We start from the raw sequence: 16,896 nt of genomic DNA on the forward strand, positions 1-16,896 counted from the left end.
GCCCCCGCCACAAAATCCTCCGCCACCGCGCCCCTGATCGCCCTGCACCACACCGGCCAGCCGGTCTGGACGCCGCGCGACTATGCCGGTTTCGCGCGCGAGGGCTATGCGCGCAATCCGGTGGTCTACCGCGCCATCCGGCTGATCGCCGAATCCGCTGCCTCGGTGCCGATCCGCCTGTTCAACGGCGCCGCCGAGATCGCCGAGCACCCGCTGCTCGACCTCATCGCCGCGCCGAATGCCGGCTGCTGCGGCACCGACCTGCTCGAGGACTGGTACGGATATCTGCTCATCGCCGGCAATGCGTATATCGAGGCGGTCAGCGTCGGTGGTAGCTTGCGCGAATTACACGTGCTCAGGCCCGACCGGATGAAGATCGTCGCGGGCGGCGATGGCTGGCCGGAGGCTTATGACTATAGCGCCAATGGCGTGTCGGTGCGCTTCCGCCAGTCGCCGGAGCGCGGGCTGCGGCCGATCCTGCATATGGCGCTGTTCAACCCGTCGAACGATTATTACGGGATGAGCCCGGTCGAGGCGGCGTCGGCGGCGGTCGATCTGCATAATGCGGCGTCGGCCTGGAACAAGGCGCTGCTCGACAACGCGGCGCGCCCGTCCGGCGCGCTGGTCTATACGGGTGCCGACGGGCATCTGAGCGAGGAGCAGTTCGCGCGGCTGAAGGCGGAGCTCGCCGAGAATTACCAGGGTGCGATGAATGCCGGGCGTCCGCTGCTGCTGGAGGGCGGGCTGGACTGGAAGACCATGTCGCTGTCGCCGAAGGACATGGATTTCATCGAGGCGAAACATGTGGCGGCGCGGGAGATCGCGCTGGCGCTCGGCGTGCCGCCGATGCTGCTCGGCATCCCTGGCGACAATACCTATTCGAACTACCAGGAGGCGAACCGCGTCTTCTGGCGGCAGACGGTGCTAGGCCTCGTCGGGCGGACGCTGAAGGCGCTGTCGGTCTGGCTCGGGCCGGCCTATGGCGAGTGGCTGCAACTGCGCCCGGCGCTCGATGCGGTCGACGCGCTGTCCGCCGATCGCGCCAGCCTGTGGGACCGCGTCCAGCGCGCGGATTTCCTCACCGTCGACGAGAAGCGCGCGGCGGTCGGGCTCGGGCCGCTCGGCGTGGGTGACGCGAGTGTGGGCGCCGGGTAACCGGCTGGGCGCGCGGGCACCGGATGACCTACGCTTCGCGCGGGGGCTCGATACGCTCGACTTGCCATCCGCCGTTTGCCGTTGGCGCGGCTGCGGGATTGTGCGCGTGCGCCCGGCCTCCTGGCCGCGAGCGCGGCACCTATGGCCGGCCTCGCGCCCCCGGAATCCGGTTGGCTGCCTCCCGCTCCGCTTCCGCGCCTTGCCTCGCCATCCGCGCCTCGCTATAAACGCCACGCCGCATCGAAAGCGCAGCTGCAAAGCATCGACGTCAGCCGGCGCGGCTGCCGCCCGGCTACGCTGCCGCAATCGGGATTTGCCACGGGCTCCGCTCGTGGCAGGCGCGTGGGGCGCATCATTCGAGGCATTATGTCGATACCGAAACTCAAGCGCCTGCCTGCGCGCTACGCGGCCCTGCTGGTGCCGCTCTTCGTCTCCATCCTGATGTCGGGGCTGATTTCCTTCGTCTCGACGCTGAAGAATGTCGGGCTGGAGCGGGGGCTGATCGGCGCCTGGATCGGCGCGTGGGAGCTGTCCTGGCTCATCGCCTTCCCGGCGCTGCTGGTGCTGCTGCCGGCGGTGCGGCGGGTCGTCGGCAAGCTGGTCGAGCCGGCCGCGCGCGGTTAGCGCTTCGCCGGACGGACGGTGCCTCCCCTTCGCTGCGACGAGAACCGCCTGCGGGCGGCTTTGCCATTTCCGCCCCCGGCGCCAGCCGGCCGTGCTGCCGGGGTGCGGCGCGTCGTCGGCACGCTGGTCGAGCCGGTCGGGCGCGGCTAGCGCTTCGCCAGGCGCACCGTGCCTCCCCTTCGCCGCGTCAAGCGCCGCCTCCGGGCGGCTTTCCCATTTCCGCCCCGGCGCCAGCCCGCCCTGCCGCCGGCAGCGCGGCGCCCGCGCCCATCCGCGAGAGGCGACCGCCCCGTGCCATCACCCGTCAGTCTCGCCCGCCCGCGGCTTGCCGCCCATGGCGCCTTCGAAGGCTATGCCAGCCTGTTCGGCGCCGAGGACCAGAGCCGCGACCTGGTCATGCCGGGCGCCTTCCGCGCCTCGCTCGCCCGGCGCGGTGCGCAGAACATCCGCATGCTGTTCCAGCACGACCCGGCCGAGCCCATCGGCGCCTGGGACGAGATCCGCGAGGATGCGCGCGGGCTCTATGTGCGCGGCCGGCTGATCGAGGGCGTCGCCCGTGCCCGCGAGATCCTGGCGCTGCTGCGCGAAGGGGCCATCGACGGCCTCTCCATCGGCTTCCGCGCCCAGAAAGCGCTGCGCGACGCCCGCACCGGCCAGCGCCGCCTGGTCGAAATCGACCTTTGGGAGGTCTCCATCGTCACCTTCCCCATGCTGCCCGGTGCGCGCGTGAGCGCCGTAAAGCGCGGCGCGCCCTCAGCAGGGTCCCCCGCCCGGCCGTGCCGGACGCTCGCCGCCTTTTCCCCGGCTCTGAGCGCCGGCCCTTCGGGCCGCCCCGGATCTCGCCCCGCCGCGCTCTCCCCGGCGCGGCGCGAGACCCGGCCGGGCGGGGGCCTCCGTCTTGCGCGACCGTGAGAATTGCGCCGGAAGCCTTTCCCGCGATCCTCATCTCTTGCCCAGGCTCGGGACCGGGAGGCCTGCTCGGGCGTCAGGCCCAATTGCGCCCGCCTGGACATCGCCACGCTCGCCGAATGGTGCCAGTCGAAGCCTTCGGCGAGGAGCGCACCGAGGGCGTGCGCGAGCTGGTAACGGCGCCGGAATTGCTCTCGGAGATCAGACCGGACGCGGCGTCAATGGAGCCTCGCCTCCCCGCCCGGCACGCCTTGCCCTCGGTCCTTTTTATTCGCGCCTCCGCCTCTGTCGTCCCGGGGGCCGTCAGCGGCGGGACCCACGCGCGGACCAGCGGGCACCCTGGTCGCGGAGAGGCGAGTATGCCCCGGCTCTCGCCCGCCGGGCGACGGGGTTAAGATTGCCGAGTTGTGCGGATCGCAGGCTCGCCGGTCGCTTTCCAGCCAGCCCCCTTGAACCATTCACGCGCGCCGCCCTGCGCCGGGCGTCGCCCGCACCGCTTCCAGCAACCCATGAGGATGACATGACCGACTATACCGCTCCTGCCGAGTGGGAGAACAAGGCCGCGCGGCCGGGCGCTTCCGGCATCGGCGAGAGCTATGACGATTTCCTCAGCGCCTTCGAGGCGTTCAAGGACACCAATGACCGCCGCCTCGGCGAGATCGAGCGGCGCATGTCGGCCGACGTGGTGACCACGGAAAAGCTCGACCGCATCAACCGCGCCCTCGACGACTACAAGTCCACGGTCGACCAGCTCGTGCTGAAGGCGTCGCGCCCGCAGCGGGGCGGCGGCGCGGCCTGGAGCGGCGTCACGGCCGAGCACAAGGCCGCCTTCGAGACCTATATGCGGCGCGGCGAGGCGCAAAATCTGCGCCGGCTGGAGGAGAAGTCGCTCTCCGCCAGCGTCGATGCCGATGGCGGCTATCTGGTGCCGGAGGAGATCGAGGCCGGCGTCATGCGCGCGCTGCGCGACGCCTCGCCGATCCGGGCGATTTCCGGCATCCGGCAGGTCTCCCGCAATGTCTACAAGAAACCCTTCGCCATCACCGGCGCGGCGACCGGCTGGGTTGCCGAGACCGGCACACGCGCACAGACCAACGCGCCGACCCTGGCCGAACTCGCCTTTCCGACCATGGAGCTCTACGCCATGCCGGCGGCGACCCAGACGCTGCTGGAGGACGCCGCCGTCAATATCGACGAATGGGTGGCCGAGGAAGTCCGCATCGCCTTCGCCGAGCAGGAAAATCTCGCCTTCGTCTCGGGCGACGGCACCAACAAGCCGAAAGGCTTCCTCAGCTACACCAAGATCGCCGAGTCGAGCTGGGCCTGGGACAAGATCGGCTACATCCTGACCGGCGCGGATGGCGGTTTCGCCGCCGGCAGCGCGGCCGACACGCTGATCGACCTCGTCTACACCCTGAAATCGGCCTACCGCGCCAATGCGCATTGGGTGATGAACCGCTCCACCCAGGCCGAGATCCGCAAGATCAAGGACGATGACGGCAATTACATCTGGCGTCCGGGCGAGCAGGCCGGGCAGGGCGCGACGCTGATGACCTTCCCGATCGCCGAAACCGAGGATATGCCGGCCATCGCCGCCGACAGCTATTCGATCGCTTTCGGCGATTTCGGGCGCGGCTATCTGGTGGTCGACCGCATCGGCATCCGCATCCTGCGCGACCCGTTCTCGTCCAAGCCCTATGTGCTGTTCTACACCACCAAGCGCGTCGGCGGCGGTGTCCAGGATTTCAACGCCATCAAGCTGCTGAAATTCGCCGACGCCTGATCCCGGTTGGCCGCTTTGGCCATAGAGCGGGATGGGGAAAGCGGCGCCGGTCTCCCGATCGTCATCCCGCTCTAAATGTAAGAACCAGATCACCGTTCATGATTTTGGTCCGACCCAAGCCAAAATCATCGTGATCTAGGATGTTGTAATGCTCCTTATGCAAATCGGCCACGCCTGCCACAGTTTCGCTGAAATCTGGGGAAATCGAATCGATGAGGGGCGATTCGAAATCTCCGTCTCTAAACTATCAGAGCAACGGGGTTGCGTCTGTATCTCCTTGAAATGATAGCCATAACCAATCGGTTATACTCCTTATATGCCGTTTGGTGCAGCAAGGCCCGTTTCGTCCCGGTACGCAGATTCCCGGCTCTATGCCGAGGTAAAAAATTTTGCTTTTCCTATTCCTGTCGGACGCGGGCAAACCTACATAGGTAACCACTAAGCGCTGCCCCCCAGCGCGATGGCCCGTCCGGGCCCGAGGCCGCGATGCCCTCCCCCATCGCGGCCTCAACTCTTATCTCTCTTCTGTCCCGCAAATCGGATCGCTGCCTTCGGGCGGCGGTCCTTTGCGCCCGCGCCTTCCCCTCCCGAGGTCCGCAAAATGCCCCTGATTTTGACCGCCGGCCCTTCCGTCGAGCCGATCACGCTGGCCGAGGCCAAGGCCCATTGCCGCGTCGATGGCGATGCCGAGGACGTGCTGGTTGCCAGCCTGATCCTGGCGGCGCGGCTCCATATCGAGCGCTGCCTCGATCTCGCGCTGATCAGCCAGAGCTGGTCGCTCTATCTCGACCGATGGCCCGAGGCCGCGCCTGTCGAATTGCCGCTGGCGCCGCTGATCGGCGTCGACGCGGTGCGGCTCTACGGCCCGACCGGCAGCTCGGTGACGCTCGATCCCGCGCTGTTTGCCGTCGACGCGGCGTCGAGGCGGCCGCGCCTCGCCCGGCATGATGGGCAAAGCTGGCCGCTGCCCGGCCGCGCCGTCAACGGCATCGAGATCGCCTTCACCGCCGGCTATGGCGAGGCCGCCGAGGACGTGCCGATGCCGGTGCGCCTGGCGATCAAGCTCCTGGTCGCGCATTGGTACGAAGCGCGCGAGCCGGTGCTGTTCGGCGAGAGCGCCGACCCGGTGCCGGGCAGCGTCGCCAGCTTGATCGCGCCCTATCGCGGGGCGAAACTGTGAGGCCGCGCATCGGACGGCTGCGCCACCGTTTGACCATCGAGCGGGCGGAGCGCACCGGGGATGGCGGCGGCGGCGCTGCCGTCTCCTGGGAGGAGGTCGCTGAGGTCTGGGGTCTGGTCGAGGCGACGGGCGGCAAGGAGGTGGTGGGCGCGGACCGGGTGACGGGGACGGCGGCGGTGCTGATCATGATCCGCCACCGCGCGGATGTGGTGCCGGCGATGCGGTTCCGGCGGGGGTCTGAGGTGTTTCACATCCTCGCCGTGCTGGACAAGGATGGTCGCGGGCGCTTCCTGAGCTGCCTTTGCGAAAGGCGCGATCAATGAAGCTGGACGCGCGTATTGAAGGGCTTGGAGCTTTTGGCGACGCCCTGGAACGGATCGCCGACCCGAGTGGCCTTGCGGAGGTTTTGGAGACGGCGGCGGAAAGCATTTGCGGCGCTGCGCGTGTAAAGCTTGCGGACGGCCAGCCGCCCGATAGCCGCTCCGGCGCGCTCGCCGCCTCGCTGACGGTGGAAGCCGCGAGCGATGGCGCCGGGTACAAGGTCGGCACGCCGCTCGATTATGGCTGGCATCTCGAATTCGGCAGCCTCGGCCGAGCCGCGACGCCATGGCTTGAGCCGTCGCTGGATGATGCGCGCCCCGGCATCGTGGACGCGGTCAAGCGCTGGCTCGCAGCGCCGGGCAAACCCTAGCCATTCCTGTCCTTCCCGCGAAGGCGGAAATCCAGTGGCCGCGGAAGTTGCGTTCAGCCCTCCGGCCGATGCCAGCCCCATTACTTTCCCCCCTTCGCGGGAATGACGCCTCCATAATCACCCTCCCGCAAAGGACCTCTTCATGACCAATCCTGGCTGGGACCTGCAAAAAACCGTCTACACCGCCCTCGCCGCCGACGCGCAACTCACCGCCCTGATCGACACCGGCCTCTACGACCACGTGCCGCAAAACGCCGCCTTCCCCTTCGTCGTCATCGACCAGATGCAATTGCGCGACTGGAGCACCGGCACCGAGCGCGGCTCCGAGCATGTGCTGATGCTGCATGTCTGGTCGCGCCAGGAGGGCAAGCGCGAAGCCTATGCCATCGCCGACGCCGTGCGCGAGGTGCTCGACGGCGCCGAGCTGACACTCGACGACAACCGGCTGGTCAATCTCGCGCACCAGTTTTCCGACCTGAAACGCGACCCCGATGGCGAGACATATCACGGCGTGCTGCGCTTCCGCGCGATGACCGCGCCGCTGATCTAGCCCCCCATTTTTGGAGATCCCCATGGCGGCCCAACGCGGCAAGAACCTCCTGCTGAAAGTCGATGCGACCGGCTCCGGCAGTTTTGCGACCGTCGCTGGCCTGCGCGCCCGCAGCCTCGCCTTCAATGCGGCGACCGTCGACATCACCCACACCGAATCCGCCGATGAATGGCGCGAATTGCTGGCCGGGGCGGGGGTGAAGACCGCGCGGCTTTCCGGCAGCGGCATCTTCAAGGACGCCGCATCGGATGAGACCGTGCGCGGCTATTTCTTCGCCGGGACCATCCGCGACTGGCAGGTGGCGATCCCCGATTTCGGCACGGTCGAGGGCGCGTTCCAGATCACCGCGCTCGAATATTCCGGCAGCCACGACAACGAGCTGACTTTCGAAATCGCGCTGGAATCCGCCGGCGCGCTGACTTTTGCCGCCGCTTGAGGGCCAAGCCATGGTCAACCGCCATCGCGGAGAGGTCGAGGCCGTGCTCGACGGACGGCCCTACCGGCTCTGCCTGACGCTCGGCGCGCTGGCGGAGCTCGAGGACGCGTTCGGCGCGTCGGATATGCTGGCGCTGGCGGAGCGGTTCGAGGCCGGCCGGCTCGGCGCGCGCGATGCCATCCGCATCATCGCGGCCGGTCTGCGCGGCGGCGGCAATGAGCTGGACGAAGCACAGGTCGCGCGGATGCAGGCCGATGGCGGTGCGGCCGGGTTCGTGGAGATCGTCGTCGCGTTGCTGACCGCGACCTTCGGCGCGGCAAAGCCGATCGCGGAGGACCGGACGCCGGGAAAGTCGGCGGGGGAAGCGGCGGACTGACGCCCTTCCCCTGGGACGATGCCATTGCCGCCGGTCTCGGCGTGCTGAGGCTCGCGCCCGCCGCCTTCTGGTCGATGACGCCGCGCGAATTGAGGCTCGCCTTGCGCGGGGCGGCCGGTCTGCCCGGCGCGGCCTCGCCCTTCGCGCGGGCGGATTTTGCCGATCTCATGCGCCGCTTCCCCGATAGCTGAGGATTTCCGATGACCGAGACCGTCGCCAGCCTGTCCGTCCGCGTCGGCGCCGACACCACCGAGGCGCGGCAAAAGCTGATGGAGCTCGAACGGCTCGGCAGCGCCTTCGGGCGCAAGATCACAGGCGCGTTCGAGGACGCCGTCTTCTCCGGTGAGAGTTTTGGCAATACGCTGCGATCCCTGGCGCTCGACCTCTCGCGCGTGGCGCTGCGCTCGGCGGTGCAGCCCTTCAGCAGCGCCATCGGCGACGGGCTGGCCGGGTTGCTCAAGGGCGTGACGCCGTTCGCGAAGGGCGGGGTGGTCGGATCGCCGATGCCGAAGCCGTTCGCGCAAGGTGGGGTGATCGCCGCGCCGGTCAGCTTTCCGCTCGGCGGCGGGAGAACGGGGCTCGCGGGCGAGGCCGGTCCGGAGGCGATCATGCCGCTGGCGCGCGGTACCGATGGCAGGCTGGGCGTGCGCACGCAAGGCGGCGGCGCGGTGTCCGTGACGATGCATATTTCGACGCCCGATGCCGAGAGTTTCCGGCGCTCCGAGACTCAGATCGGGGCGATGCTGTCTCGCGCGGTCGGCAGGGGGCAGCGGAATTTATAGGGGCTGGCTGTAAGCAAGGCCGCGCGTCCGGGTGTCTCCGTTGACCCCCCGGGGCCCACGGCCAAGTGGGCACACCATCGGCGCGGATGCGCCGATGCACACGTAAGAGTCTTGCCGCGAGCACGGTGTTTGCGTTGATCTCCGAGATCTTGGCGCGGCATCGGCTGCATCCGTCGTCCTTATAGTTGTCATTCCCGCGAAGGCGGGAATCCAGTACTCCGCGGCGGTCGCGGCGAAGACCGTGCCTTTGAGACAGTTTGCCCTTTACTGGATCCCCGCTTTCGCGGGGATGACAGTGCTTCTCATCCCCCAGGACCCCCATGGCCTTTCACGACATCCGCTTCCCGACCGCGATCTCCTTCGGCGCCAGCGGCGGGCCGGAGCGGCGCACCGACATCGTCGTGCTCGGCTCGGGGCATGAGGAGCGCAACCAGCGCTGGGCCGACAGCCGCCGCCGCTACGATGCGGGCTTCGGCGTCAAATCGCTCGATGACCTGCAGGCGGTGATCGCGTTCTTCGAGGAGCGGCGCGGGCGTCTGCACGGCTTCCGCTGGAAGGATCATGCCGATTGCAAAAGCTGCGCGGCGAGCGGCGTGGTGGCGGCGAGTGACCAAGCCATCGGCAACGGCGATGGGGCGACTGCGGAGTTCCAGCTCGTCAAAACCTATGGCTCCAGCTTCGCGCCCTGGTCGCGCGCGATCACCAAGCCGGTCGCGGGCGCGCTGCTCGTCGCCGTGGATGGGGTGCCGCAGACCGAGGGCGTGGATTTCCTCTGCGACTACGCCACGGGGCTGGTCAGCTTCGAGGCGGGCGCCATCCCAGAGACGGGCAGCGCCATCACCGCAGGCTTCGAATTCGACGTGCCCGTCCGCTTCGACACCGACCAGCTCTCGGTGAATCTCGACGGTTTCCGCCACGGCTCGATCCCGGCAATCCCGGTGGTCGAGATCCGGGCCTGAACCTGGGTTCTTTCGGGTCAGCGGAGACGCTTTGCCCGCGGCAAGACTCTTACGTGCATCGGCGCATCCGCGCCGATGGGTTTGCCCACTTGGCCGTGGGCCCCGGCGGGTCAACGGATAGTCCCGACTCGCGGCCCTGCGCCCCGGAGCGGCCGCCAAACTGTGAGTCTCCATGAAAACCCTCCCCCCCGGCCTTCAGACGCACCTCGACTCGGGCGCGACCACCCTGGCGTGGTGCTGGCGTCTCATCCGCGCCGACGCCACCGTCTACGGCTTCACCGACCACGACCGCGACATCGCCTTCGACGGCACCACCTTCGGGGCCGCCAGCGGCTTCACCAGCTCCGACATCCGCCAATCCGTCGGCCTGTCCATCGACAATCTCGACGTCAGCGGCGCATTGCAGTCCGACCGTCTCAACGAATCCGACCTCGCCGGCGGCCTCTTCGACGCCGCGCGGATCGAGATCTGGCGCGTGAATTGGGCCGAGCCCTCCCAGCGCCTCCTGATGATGAGCGGCTCCATCGGCGAGGTGAAGCGCGGCGAGACGGCCTTCACCGCCGAGCTGCGCGGCCTCGCCCATGCGCTCGACCAGCAGCAGGGCCGCACCTACCAATATGCCTGCGACGCGACGCTCGGCGATGCCCGCTGCGGCATCGATCTGGACGACCCGGCCTTCACCGGCAGCGGCGCGGTCGCCGCCGCCGCCACCCGCTACCTCTTCACCGCCACCGGCCTCGACGCCTTCGCCGAGAACTGGTTCGCGGGCGGCCTGCTCTCCTGGACGGAGGGCGCCAATGCCGGCCGCCAGATGGAGGTGAAACGCTTCAGCCTCTCCAACCCATCCGCCGAAATCGAACTCTGGCGCTCCATGCCAAGCCCCATCGCGCCCGGCGACGCCTTCACCATCACGGCGGGCTGCGACAAGACCTTCCCGACCTGCCAGGCCAAATTCGCCAACGCCGTCAATTTCCGCGGCTTCCCGCACATCCCCGGCAACCGCTTCGTGCTCGCCTATCCCGTCTCCGGCGATCCAGGCAATGACGGCGCCAGCATGAATGCCTGACCTCCGCCAAGGATCTCTCCAATGCGAGCGGACATCGTTGCGCTGGCCCGCTCGTGGCTGGGCACGCCGTACCATCATCAAGCTTCGCTGAAGGGCGTCGGCTGCGACTGCCTCGGCCTGGTGCGCGGCGTCTATGCGGAAGCGTTTGGCCGTCCCGCCGAGGCGCCGCCGCCCTATAGCCGCGACTGGGCCGAAGCCTCCGGCGTCGAAACCATGCTCGAGGCTGCCGCGCGCCATCTGACCCGCGTCAACACTGCCGACGCCCGGCCGGGCGACGTGCTGGTGTTCCGCCTGCGTCCGGGCGCGGCGGCCAAGCACTCGGCCATCCTCACCGCCCCGGACCGGATGATTCACGCCGTCGAAGGCGCCCCGGTCTGCGAGATCTGCCTCTCGCCATGGTGGCGCCGCCGCATCGCCGCCGCCTTCCGCTTCCCCGAGCCGGTCTGAGTCTGAACCGCCGCGACCCATCATCTTCAGGGACTCAACTACATGGCGACACTGGCACTTTCGGCGATCGGCTCGGCGGCGGGTTCGGCGCTGCTGCCCGGCGGCTTCTCCTTCCTCGGCGCCACCCTGACCGGGGCGGCGCTCGGCCGGGCGGTCGGCGCGCTGGCAGGGGCCTATATCGATCAGTCGCTGTTCGGCGCGACCGGACAGGAAATCGCCCGCGACGGCCCGCGCCTCGCCGACCTCAACGTCACCGCCTCGACCGAAGGCGCGGACATGCCGCGCCTCTACGGACGCGCCCGGCTCGGCGGCCAGATCATCTGGGCGACGAATTTCGAGGAGGAAGTGACCAGCGCCAGCGCGGGCGGCTCGGGCAAGGGCCTCAACAGCGGCGGCGGCGCGAGCCGCAGCACCTACCGCTACTTCGCCAATTTCGCTGTCGCCCTCTGCGAGGGGGAAATCACGCGGCTCGGCCGGGTCTGGGCCGATGGCGACGAGATCACGCTCTCGGATTACATCTACCGCGTCTATACCGGCTCCGAAACGCAAGCGCCCGACAGCCTGATCGAGGCCAAGGAAGGCGCGGGCAACGCGCCCGCCTATCGCGGCACGGCCTATGTCGTCTTCGAGCGTCTGCCGCTGGAGGATTTCGGCAACCGCATCCCGCAGCTCAATTTCGAGGTGTTTCGCGCCGTCGATGCCTTCGAGGGACAGGTGCGCGGCATGACGCTGATCCCGGCAGCGGGCGAATTCGCCTATCACCCGGGCGAGGTGCGCGTCGATGCCGGCGGCGGCGGCAGCTATTCGGAGAACCGGCATACGACGCTGGGGCCGAGCGATTTCGCCGTCTCCATGGACCAGTTGCAGGCGACGCTGCCCAATTGCGGCGCGATCTCGCTGTTCTCGGCCTGGTTCGGCTCGGATCTGCGCTGCGGCGCGTGTGAGATCAAGCCGAAGGTCGACAGCCATGACAAGGGCGAAGGCACCACGCCGATCTCCTGGGGCGTCGCCGGCCTGACGCGCGCCGCGGCGGAGGCGGTCTCGACCCATGGCGTGCGCCCGGCCTATGGCGGCACGCCGTCGGACAAGACGATCATCGCCGCCATCGCGGATTTGTCCGCGCGCGGCTTCGACGTGATTTTTACGCCGTTCCTGCTGATGGACATTCCCGAAGCGAACGGCCTTGCCGATCCCTACACCGGCGGGGCCGATCAGCCGGCTTTTCCCTGGCGCGGGCGCATCACCTGCGATCCGGCGCCGGGCGAGATCGGCAGTCCGGATCAGACGAGCGCCGCGCAGGCGCAGATCGACGCCTTCGTCGGCACCGCCGCGCCTGCGGATTTCTCCATCGCGGGCGGCGCGGTCATCTACAGCGGCCCGGATGAATGGAGCTACCGCCGCTTCATCCTGCATTGCGCAGAACTCTGCGCGGCGGCGGGCGGCGTCGATGCCTTCGTCATCGGCTCGGAAATGCGCGGCCTGACCTGGGTTCGCGACAGCGCCAGCAGCTACCCGTTCGTCCTTGCGCTGATCGCGCTGGCGGCGGATGTGAAGACCATCCTGCCGGGCGCGAAGGTCACCTATGCGGCGGACTGGTCGGAATATTTCGGCCACCAGCCCGCCGACGGCTCGGGCGATGTCCACTTCCATCTCGACCCGCTCTGGTCGGACGCCAATATCGACGCGGTCGCCATCGACAATTACTGGCCGCTCTCCGACTGGCGCGACGGCACCGATCATCTCGACTATGCCGGCGGCACCCGCTTCATCCACGACCTCGACTATCTGAAGGCCAATATCGAGGGCGGCGAGGGGTTTGACTTCTTCTATGCCTCCGAGGCCGACCGCGCCGCGCAAATCCGCACGCCGATCACCGATGCCGCTTATGCCAAGCCGTGGGTGTTCCGCTTCAAGGATCTGCGCTCCTGGTGGTCGCAGCCGCATTTCGACCGCCCCGGCGGCGTCGAGAGCGGCACGCCGACCGGGTGGGTGCCGGAGGGCAAGCCGATCTGGTTCACCGAGCTGGGCTGTCCGGCCGTCGACAAGGGCTCGAACCAGCCGAACGTCTTTTACGATCCGAAAAGTTCGGAGAGCTTTTTCCCCCATTTCTCGCGCGGCATCCGCGACGACCTGATCCAGCGGCGGTATCTGCGCGCCTTCCTGGAATGGTACGACGCGGCGCACGCCGATTTCGCCGAGGCGCAGAACCCGGCCAGCGGCGTCTATGACGGCCGCATGGTCGATGCCGCGCGCATCATGCTCTACACCTGGGATGCGCGGCCCTACCCCGCCTTCCCGGCGCTGCGCACGGTCTGGTCGGATGGCGACAACTGGCAGCTCGGCCATTGGCTGACCGGCCGCGTCTCCGACGCCCCGCTCGCCGAGACCGTCGCCAAGCTGCTGGGCGATCACGGCTTCTCAGATTTCGACGCCGGGCAGCTCGCCGGTGCGATGGCAGGCTATGTCATCGACCGGGTGATGTCGGCGCGCGATGCCTTGCAGCCGCTGGAAGCCGCCTTCTTCTTCGACAGCTTTGAGGCGCAAGGCCGCATCCGCTTCGCCCATCGTGGGCGGGCGGGCATCGCGGCCAGCCTGACTGCCGATGAGCTGGTCGAGACCTCGCCCAGCCGGCCGCGCTACGAGCTGACCCGCGCGCAGGAAAGCGACCTGCCGCGCTCGGCGAAAGTCATCTTCATCGATGGCGACCGCGATTATCAGCAGGGCTCGGCGGAGGGGCGGCGCATCTCCGGCAATGCGGCGCGGATCGCCTCGGCGCGGTTGCCCATGGTGACGACCTATCAGGCCGCGCGCGGCATCGCCGAGACCATGGTGCAGGAAACCTGGGCGAGCCGCGAGCGCGGGGCCTTCGTGCTGCCGCCGTCGCGGATCGCGCTTGATGCGTCGGACGTGGTGAGCCTCGATGCGAATGGGCGGAGCGTGCCGTTGCGCCTGACCGGGTTGACCGTCGGCGAGGGGGTCGAGGCCGAAGCGATGTCGATCGAGCCGCAGCTTTACGATGCTTTCGCCAGTCCGGTGCGCGCCCCTGTCGCGGCGGCGCCCGCGATCTATGGGCAGCAATTGGGGGTGTTCCTCGATCTGCCGCTCATTCGCGGCGACGAGGTCGCTCACGCCGGGACCGTTGCGGCTTTTGGTGATCCATGGCCGGGCAGTGTGGCGTTCTACCGCTCGCCGACGACATCAGGCTTCGCGCTAAAGGCGCTTGCCACGACGCCTGCGGTAGTCGGGGTGACGGACGCCGCGTTTTACGACGGGCCGACGTCGCGCTGGGACGAGGGCAACAGCTTACGGGTGGTGCTGTCCGCGGGCGAATTGTCGTCGGCGGGCGAATTGCTGGTGCTCGGAGGCGCAAATGTCTGTGCCGTCGAGAATGCCGATGGCGCATGGGAGGTCGTGCAGTTCCGCGATGCCGCGCTCATCGGCGCGCGGACCTACGAGCTGACCGGCCTGCTGCGCGGGCAAGCGGGCACGGAGGGCGCGATGCGCGCGCCGGTCGCTGCGGGTGCGCGGTTCGTGCTGCTGAACGGCGCGCTGGTGCAGGTGGACATGGCGCAGGCGGATATCGGCCTCGCCTTCAACTGGAAATACGGCCCGAGCCGCTACGACATCGGCGATGCGTCATACCGGAGCGTGGTGCGCGCATTCGACGGCGTCGGCTTGCGGCCGCTGTCGCCGGTGCATGTCGGCGGGCGGCGAGTGGCGGGGGGGCTGGAGATTGCATGGGTCCGACGCACCCGCATCGGCGGCGATGGCTGGGACCAGCTCGAGGTGCCGCTCGGCGAGGATGCCGAGGCCTATGAGGTCGATGTCATGGACGGCGCGGCGGTGGTCCGCACGCTCGCGGCGACGACGCCGTTGGCGGTCTACACCGACGCCGAACAGACGGCCGATTTCGGCGCGCCGCAAGCGGAGTACACGGTCAGGGTCTATCAGCTCGGCGCGTCCTATGGGCGGGGCGCCGTGCGTGAGGCATTGGTGCCCTGACGCGGACGCTGCGCTCCCGGCGGGTGACAGCCTCGGGCGCAGTGATTGCGGCAAGACTCTTAGCGTTGGCCAGCGCCTCCGCGCTGGCCGTTTGCCCACTTGGCCGTGGGCCCCGGGGGGCCTACGCGGACGCTCCGCCTGCGGCCTGGGGCACAGTCTTCTTACAAGACCACTTGATCCGATGCAATGCGCCCGGCCGCGAGTCCGGCCTTCCCGTTTACCCCCCGGGGCCCACGGCCAAGTGGGCACACCATCGGCGCGGATGCGCCGATGCACATAAGACTCTTCCCGCGAGCACAGCGTTCGCGGTGCGCCCATCTGCGGCACGGCAAAAGGATCGACCATGCCACCCAGCACCCACCTCGCATTGCCCTTCATCGAAGCCGCCCAAGCCCAGAAGCACGTCACCCATAACGCCGCGCTGCTGGCGCTCGACGCCATCGTCATGCTCTCGGTGCTCGACCGCGATCTCGCCGCGCCGCCCGGCTCTCCTGCGGACGGCGACCGCTATCTCATCGCGGCCTCAGCCACCGGCGCTTGGTCGGGCAAAGACGGCAAAATCGCCGCCCGCCAGGACGGGGCGTGGTCGTTCCATGCCCCGCGCGAGGGCTGGCTGCTCTGGATCGCCGACGAGGACATCGTCCTCGCCTTCGACGGCGCAGCCTGGACCGGCGCGGCGACCCAGAACGCCGCCCGCCTCGGCGTCAACACCACGGCGGATGCCACCAACAAGCTCTCCGTCGCGTCGGGCGCCGTGCTGTTCAACCACATCGGCAGCGGCGTGCAGGTGAAGCTCAACAAGAACGCCGCCGGCGATACGGCCAGCTTCCTGTTCCAGACCGCCTTTTCCGGCCGCGCCGAAATCGGCTGTCTCGGCAATGACGATTTCAGCTTCAAGACCTCGGCCGACGGCAGCACCTTCGACATCGGCCTGACCCTCGTCGCCGCCGCCAACGGCGCGCCCCGTCTCCCCAGCTTCACCGTCGCGACCCTGCCCAGCGCCGCGACTGCCGGAACGGGCGCCTTCGTCTTCGTCAGCGATGCGACCGGTGGGGCGGTCCCGGCCTTCTCCGACGGCACCGACTGGCGGCGCAGCGACACCAGCGCCGTGGTGAGCTGAACCACCCGCCGCCCCACACCAGCGAGGCGACATGACCCACACCACCAACCAGCAAAACCTCTCCGACGCGGCGCTCGCGGGCGGTCTCGTCTCGGCACCGGCCTGGTCGCCCTGGCTGACCGAACTCAACCAGGTGCTCACCACCGCGACGCTCGTCGTCGGCCTCGCCTTCGGCCTGATCCGGCTCTGGGCGTTCTGGCGCGAGCGCCGCAACGCCGCCAAGCACTGACCCGCCGCCACCCCATGGAGATACCCGCTTGCAGAAGACATTCAACGCCGCGCTCGCCCATGTCCTCACCTTCGAGGGCGGCTATTCGGATCACCCGCTCGATCCCGGCGGCGCGACCAATCTCGGCATCACCCTCGCCGTGCTGCGCGACTACCGCCGCAGTGCCGTGACCAAGGCCGACGTCCGCGCTCTGACCAGGAAGGAAGCCGCCGCCATCTACCGCGAGCGCTATTGGGAGACCGCCTGCTGCGGCGCGCTGCCTTCCGGGCTCGACCTCGCGGTGTTCGATTGCGCGGTCAATCAGGGCGTCGGCCGCGCCCGGCGCTTCCTGCAACAGGCCGCCAACGTCAAGGCCGACGGCCAGATCGGCCCCGTCACCCTGGCCGCCATCGCCGCCGCGCAGCCGGAAAAGCTGCTCGCCGAATTCATGGCGCGGCGGATGCAGAGCTACGGCCTGCTGCAGCGGCTGTTCCCGACCTTCGGCCTCGGCTGGTCGCGCAGGCTGATCGCCACTCACGCCGCCGCGCTGTCACTGCTGCGCGCCGCCCCCGCCAAAGCCGACCAACCCGCCAATATCTGAGGTTTCC

Annotated in this window: 19 protein-coding genes; all 19 read left to right on the forward strand. The window is 68.7% G+C overall.

From position 1 onward, the window contains the following. Positions 1–1,155 (forward strand): phage portal protein (locus BLEFHOIH_RS23530; protein ID WP_210191857.1); only part of this gene is annotated, 1,155 nt, incomplete at its 5' end. Positions 1,156–1,521: 366 nt separating this feature from the next. After that, positions 1,522–1,779 carry a DUF2798 domain-containing protein gene (locus BLEFHOIH_RS23535; protein ID WP_088348499.1) on the forward strand — a complete coding sequence of 86 codons (258 nt, stop codon included), beginning with the start codon at positions 1,522–1,524 and terminating at the stop codon, positions 1,777–1,779. Between the two features lie 291 nt (positions 1,780–2,070). Beyond that, on the forward strand, positions 2,071–2,691 hold the full coding sequence (locus BLEFHOIH_RS23540; protein WP_170937350.1) for an HK97 family phage prohead protease: 621 nt from the start codon (positions 2,071–2,073) through the stop codon (positions 2,689–2,691). Between the two features lie 517 nt (positions 2,692–3,208). Next, entirely contained in the window at positions 3,209–4,471 is a 1,263-nt protein-coding gene (locus BLEFHOIH_RS23550; protein WP_088348501.1) for a phage major capsid protein, read from the forward strand. A gap of 601 nt (positions 4,472–5,072) precedes the next feature. Next, positions 5,073–5,651, forward strand: a complete 579-nt coding sequence (locus BLEFHOIH_RS23555; protein WP_088348502.1) for a head-tail connector protein — start codon at positions 5,073–5,075, stop codon at positions 5,649–5,651. Continuing rightward, a complete protein-coding gene (locus BLEFHOIH_RS23560) occupies positions 5,648–5,974 on the forward strand; it encodes a phage head closure protein (protein ID WP_088348503.1) in 327 nt (108 codons plus the stop codon). The genes BLEFHOIH_RS23555 and BLEFHOIH_RS23560 overlap by 4 nt, the downstream gene beginning before the upstream one ends. Beyond that, the gene (locus BLEFHOIH_RS23565) at positions 5,971–6,342 is read left to right on the forward strand and encodes a hypothetical protein (protein ID WP_088348504.1); all 372 of its coding nucleotides are present in this window, start codon (positions 5,971–5,973) and stop codon (positions 6,340–6,342) included. The genes BLEFHOIH_RS23560 and BLEFHOIH_RS23565 overlap by 4 nt, the downstream gene beginning before the upstream one ends. Before the next feature lie 142 nt (positions 6,343–6,484). Then, the gene (locus BLEFHOIH_RS23570; RefSeq protein ID WP_088348505.1) at positions 6,485–6,892 is read left to right on the forward strand and encodes a DUF3168 domain-containing protein; all 408 of its coding nucleotides are present in this window, start codon (positions 6,485–6,487) and stop codon (positions 6,890–6,892) included. 22 nt (positions 6,893–6,914) lie between these two features. Next, positions 6,915–7,328: a phage major tail protein, TP901-1 family gene (locus tag BLEFHOIH_RS23575; RefSeq protein WP_088348506.1), complete on the forward strand. Its 414-nt coding sequence runs from the start codon at positions 6,915–6,917 to the stop codon at positions 7,326–7,328. Positions 7,329–7,338: 10 nt separating this feature from the next. Beyond that, positions 7,339–7,704, forward strand: coding sequence for a gene transfer agent family protein (locus tag BLEFHOIH_RS23580; RefSeq protein ID WP_088348718.1), 366 nt, complete (start codon positions 7,339–7,341; stop codon positions 7,702–7,704). Continuing rightward, positions 7,701–7,895: a rcc01693 family protein gene (locus BLEFHOIH_RS23585; RefSeq protein WP_088348507.1), complete on the forward strand. Its 195-nt coding sequence runs from the start codon at positions 7,701–7,703 to the stop codon at positions 7,893–7,895. Before BLEFHOIH_RS23580 ends, BLEFHOIH_RS23585 begins: the two co-directional genes overlap by 4 nt. A gap of 9 nt (positions 7,896–7,904) precedes the next feature. After that, a complete protein-coding gene (locus BLEFHOIH_RS23590; RefSeq protein WP_088348508.1) occupies positions 7,905–8,486 on the forward strand; it encodes a phage tail tape measure protein in 582 nt (193 codons plus the stop codon). Positions 8,487–8,806: 320 nt separating this feature from the next. Beyond that, positions 8,807–9,445 carry a DUF2460 domain-containing protein gene (locus BLEFHOIH_RS23595; RefSeq protein WP_088348509.1) on the forward strand — a complete coding sequence of 213 codons (639 nt, stop codon included), beginning with the start codon at positions 8,807–8,809 and terminating at the stop codon, positions 9,443–9,445. A gap of 172 nt (positions 9,446–9,617) precedes the next feature. Next, on the forward strand, positions 9,618–10,511 hold the full coding sequence (locus BLEFHOIH_RS23600; protein ID WP_088348510.1) for a DUF2163 domain-containing protein: 894 nt from the start codon (positions 9,618–9,620) through the stop codon (positions 10,509–10,511). 21 nt (positions 10,512–10,532) lie between these two features. Beyond that, positions 10,533–10,958: an NlpC/P60 family protein gene (locus BLEFHOIH_RS23605; protein WP_088348511.1), complete on the forward strand. Its 426-nt coding sequence runs from the start codon at positions 10,533–10,535 to the stop codon at positions 10,956–10,958. A 42-nt stretch (positions 10,959–11,000) separates the two neighbouring features. Then, positions 11,001–14,960, forward strand: coding sequence for a glycoside hydrolase/phage tail family protein (locus tag BLEFHOIH_RS23610; protein WP_088348512.1), 3,960 nt, complete (start codon positions 11,001–11,003; stop codon positions 14,958–14,960). Between the two features lie 343 nt (positions 14,961–15,303). After that, on the forward strand, positions 15,304–16,080 hold the full coding sequence (locus BLEFHOIH_RS23615) for a DUF2793 domain-containing protein (RefSeq protein WP_088348513.1): 777 nt from the start codon (positions 15,304–15,306) through the stop codon (positions 16,078–16,080). Between the two features lie 31 nt (positions 16,081–16,111). After that, the gene (locus tag BLEFHOIH_RS23620) at positions 16,112–16,309 is read left to right on the forward strand and encodes a hypothetical protein (RefSeq protein ID WP_088348514.1); all 198 of its coding nucleotides are present in this window, start codon (positions 16,112–16,114) and stop codon (positions 16,307–16,309) included. Positions 16,310–16,337: 28 nt separating this feature from the next. Then, the gene (locus BLEFHOIH_RS23625) at positions 16,338–16,889 is read left to right on the forward strand and encodes a glycosyl hydrolase 108 family protein (RefSeq protein ID WP_088348515.1); all 552 of its coding nucleotides are present in this window, start codon (positions 16,338–16,340) and stop codon (positions 16,887–16,889) included. Positions 16,890–16,896: the final 7 nt, after the last annotated feature.

Source organism: Rhodomicrobium sp. R_RK_3, from assembly GCF_002198715.1.
In the GTDB taxonomy this organism is placed as follows: Bacteria; Pseudomonadota; Alphaproteobacteria; order Rhizobiales; family Rhodomicrobiaceae; genus R-RK-3.

Excerpts from the sequence above, each read along its gene's own strand:
- BLEFHOIH_RS23615 (WP_088348513.1), top strand. The coding sequence starts at position 15,304 with ATGCCACCCAGCACCCACCTCGCATTGCCCTTCATCGAAGCCGCCCAA.
- BLEFHOIH_RS23605 (WP_088348511.1), top strand. The coding sequence starts at position 10,533 with ATGCGAGCGGACATCGTTGCGCTGGCCCGCTCGTGGCTGGGCACGCCG.
- BLEFHOIH_RS23620 (WP_088348514.1), top strand. The coding sequence starts at position 16,112 with ATGACCCACACCACCAACCAGCAAAACCTCTCCGACGCGGCGCTCGCG.
- BLEFHOIH_RS23590 (WP_088348508.1), top strand. The coding sequence starts at position 7,905 with ATGACCGAGACCGTCGCCAGCCTGTCCGTCCGCGTCGGCGCCGACACC.
- BLEFHOIH_RS23565 (WP_088348504.1), top strand. The coding sequence starts at position 5,971 with ATGAAGCTGGACGCGCGTATTGAAGGGCTTGGAGCTTTTGGCGACGCC.
- BLEFHOIH_RS23595 (WP_088348509.1), top strand. The coding sequence starts at position 8,807 with ATGGCCTTTCACGACATCCGCTTCCCGACCGCGATCTCCTTCGGCGCC.
- BLEFHOIH_RS23575 (WP_088348506.1), top strand. The coding sequence starts at position 6,915 with ATGGCGGCCCAACGCGGCAAGAACCTCCTGCTGAAAGTCGATGCGACC.
- BLEFHOIH_RS23580 (WP_088348718.1), top strand. The coding sequence starts at position 7,339 with ATGGTCAACCGCCATCGCGGAGAGGTCGAGGCCGTGCTCGACGGACGG.
- BLEFHOIH_RS23570 (WP_088348505.1), top strand. The coding sequence starts at position 6,485 with ATGACCAATCCTGGCTGGGACCTGCAAAAAACCGTCTACACCGCCCTC.
- BLEFHOIH_RS23555 (WP_088348502.1), top strand. The coding sequence starts at position 5,073 with ATGCCCCTGATTTTGACCGCCGGCCCTTCCGTCGAGCCGATCACGCTG.
- BLEFHOIH_RS23600 (WP_088348510.1), top strand. The coding sequence starts at position 9,618 with ATGAAAACCCTCCCCCCCGGCCTTCAGACGCACCTCGACTCGGGCGCG.
- BLEFHOIH_RS23550 (WP_088348501.1), top strand. The coding sequence starts at position 3,209 with ATGACCGACTATACCGCTCCTGCCGAGTGGGAGAACAAGGCCGCGCGG.
- BLEFHOIH_RS23610 (WP_088348512.1), top strand. The coding sequence starts at position 11,001 with ATGGCGACACTGGCACTTTCGGCGATCGGCTCGGCGGCGGGTTCGGCG.
- BLEFHOIH_RS23535 (WP_088348499.1), top strand. The coding sequence starts at position 1,522 with ATGTCGATACCGAAACTCAAGCGCCTGCCTGCGCGCTACGCGGCCCTG.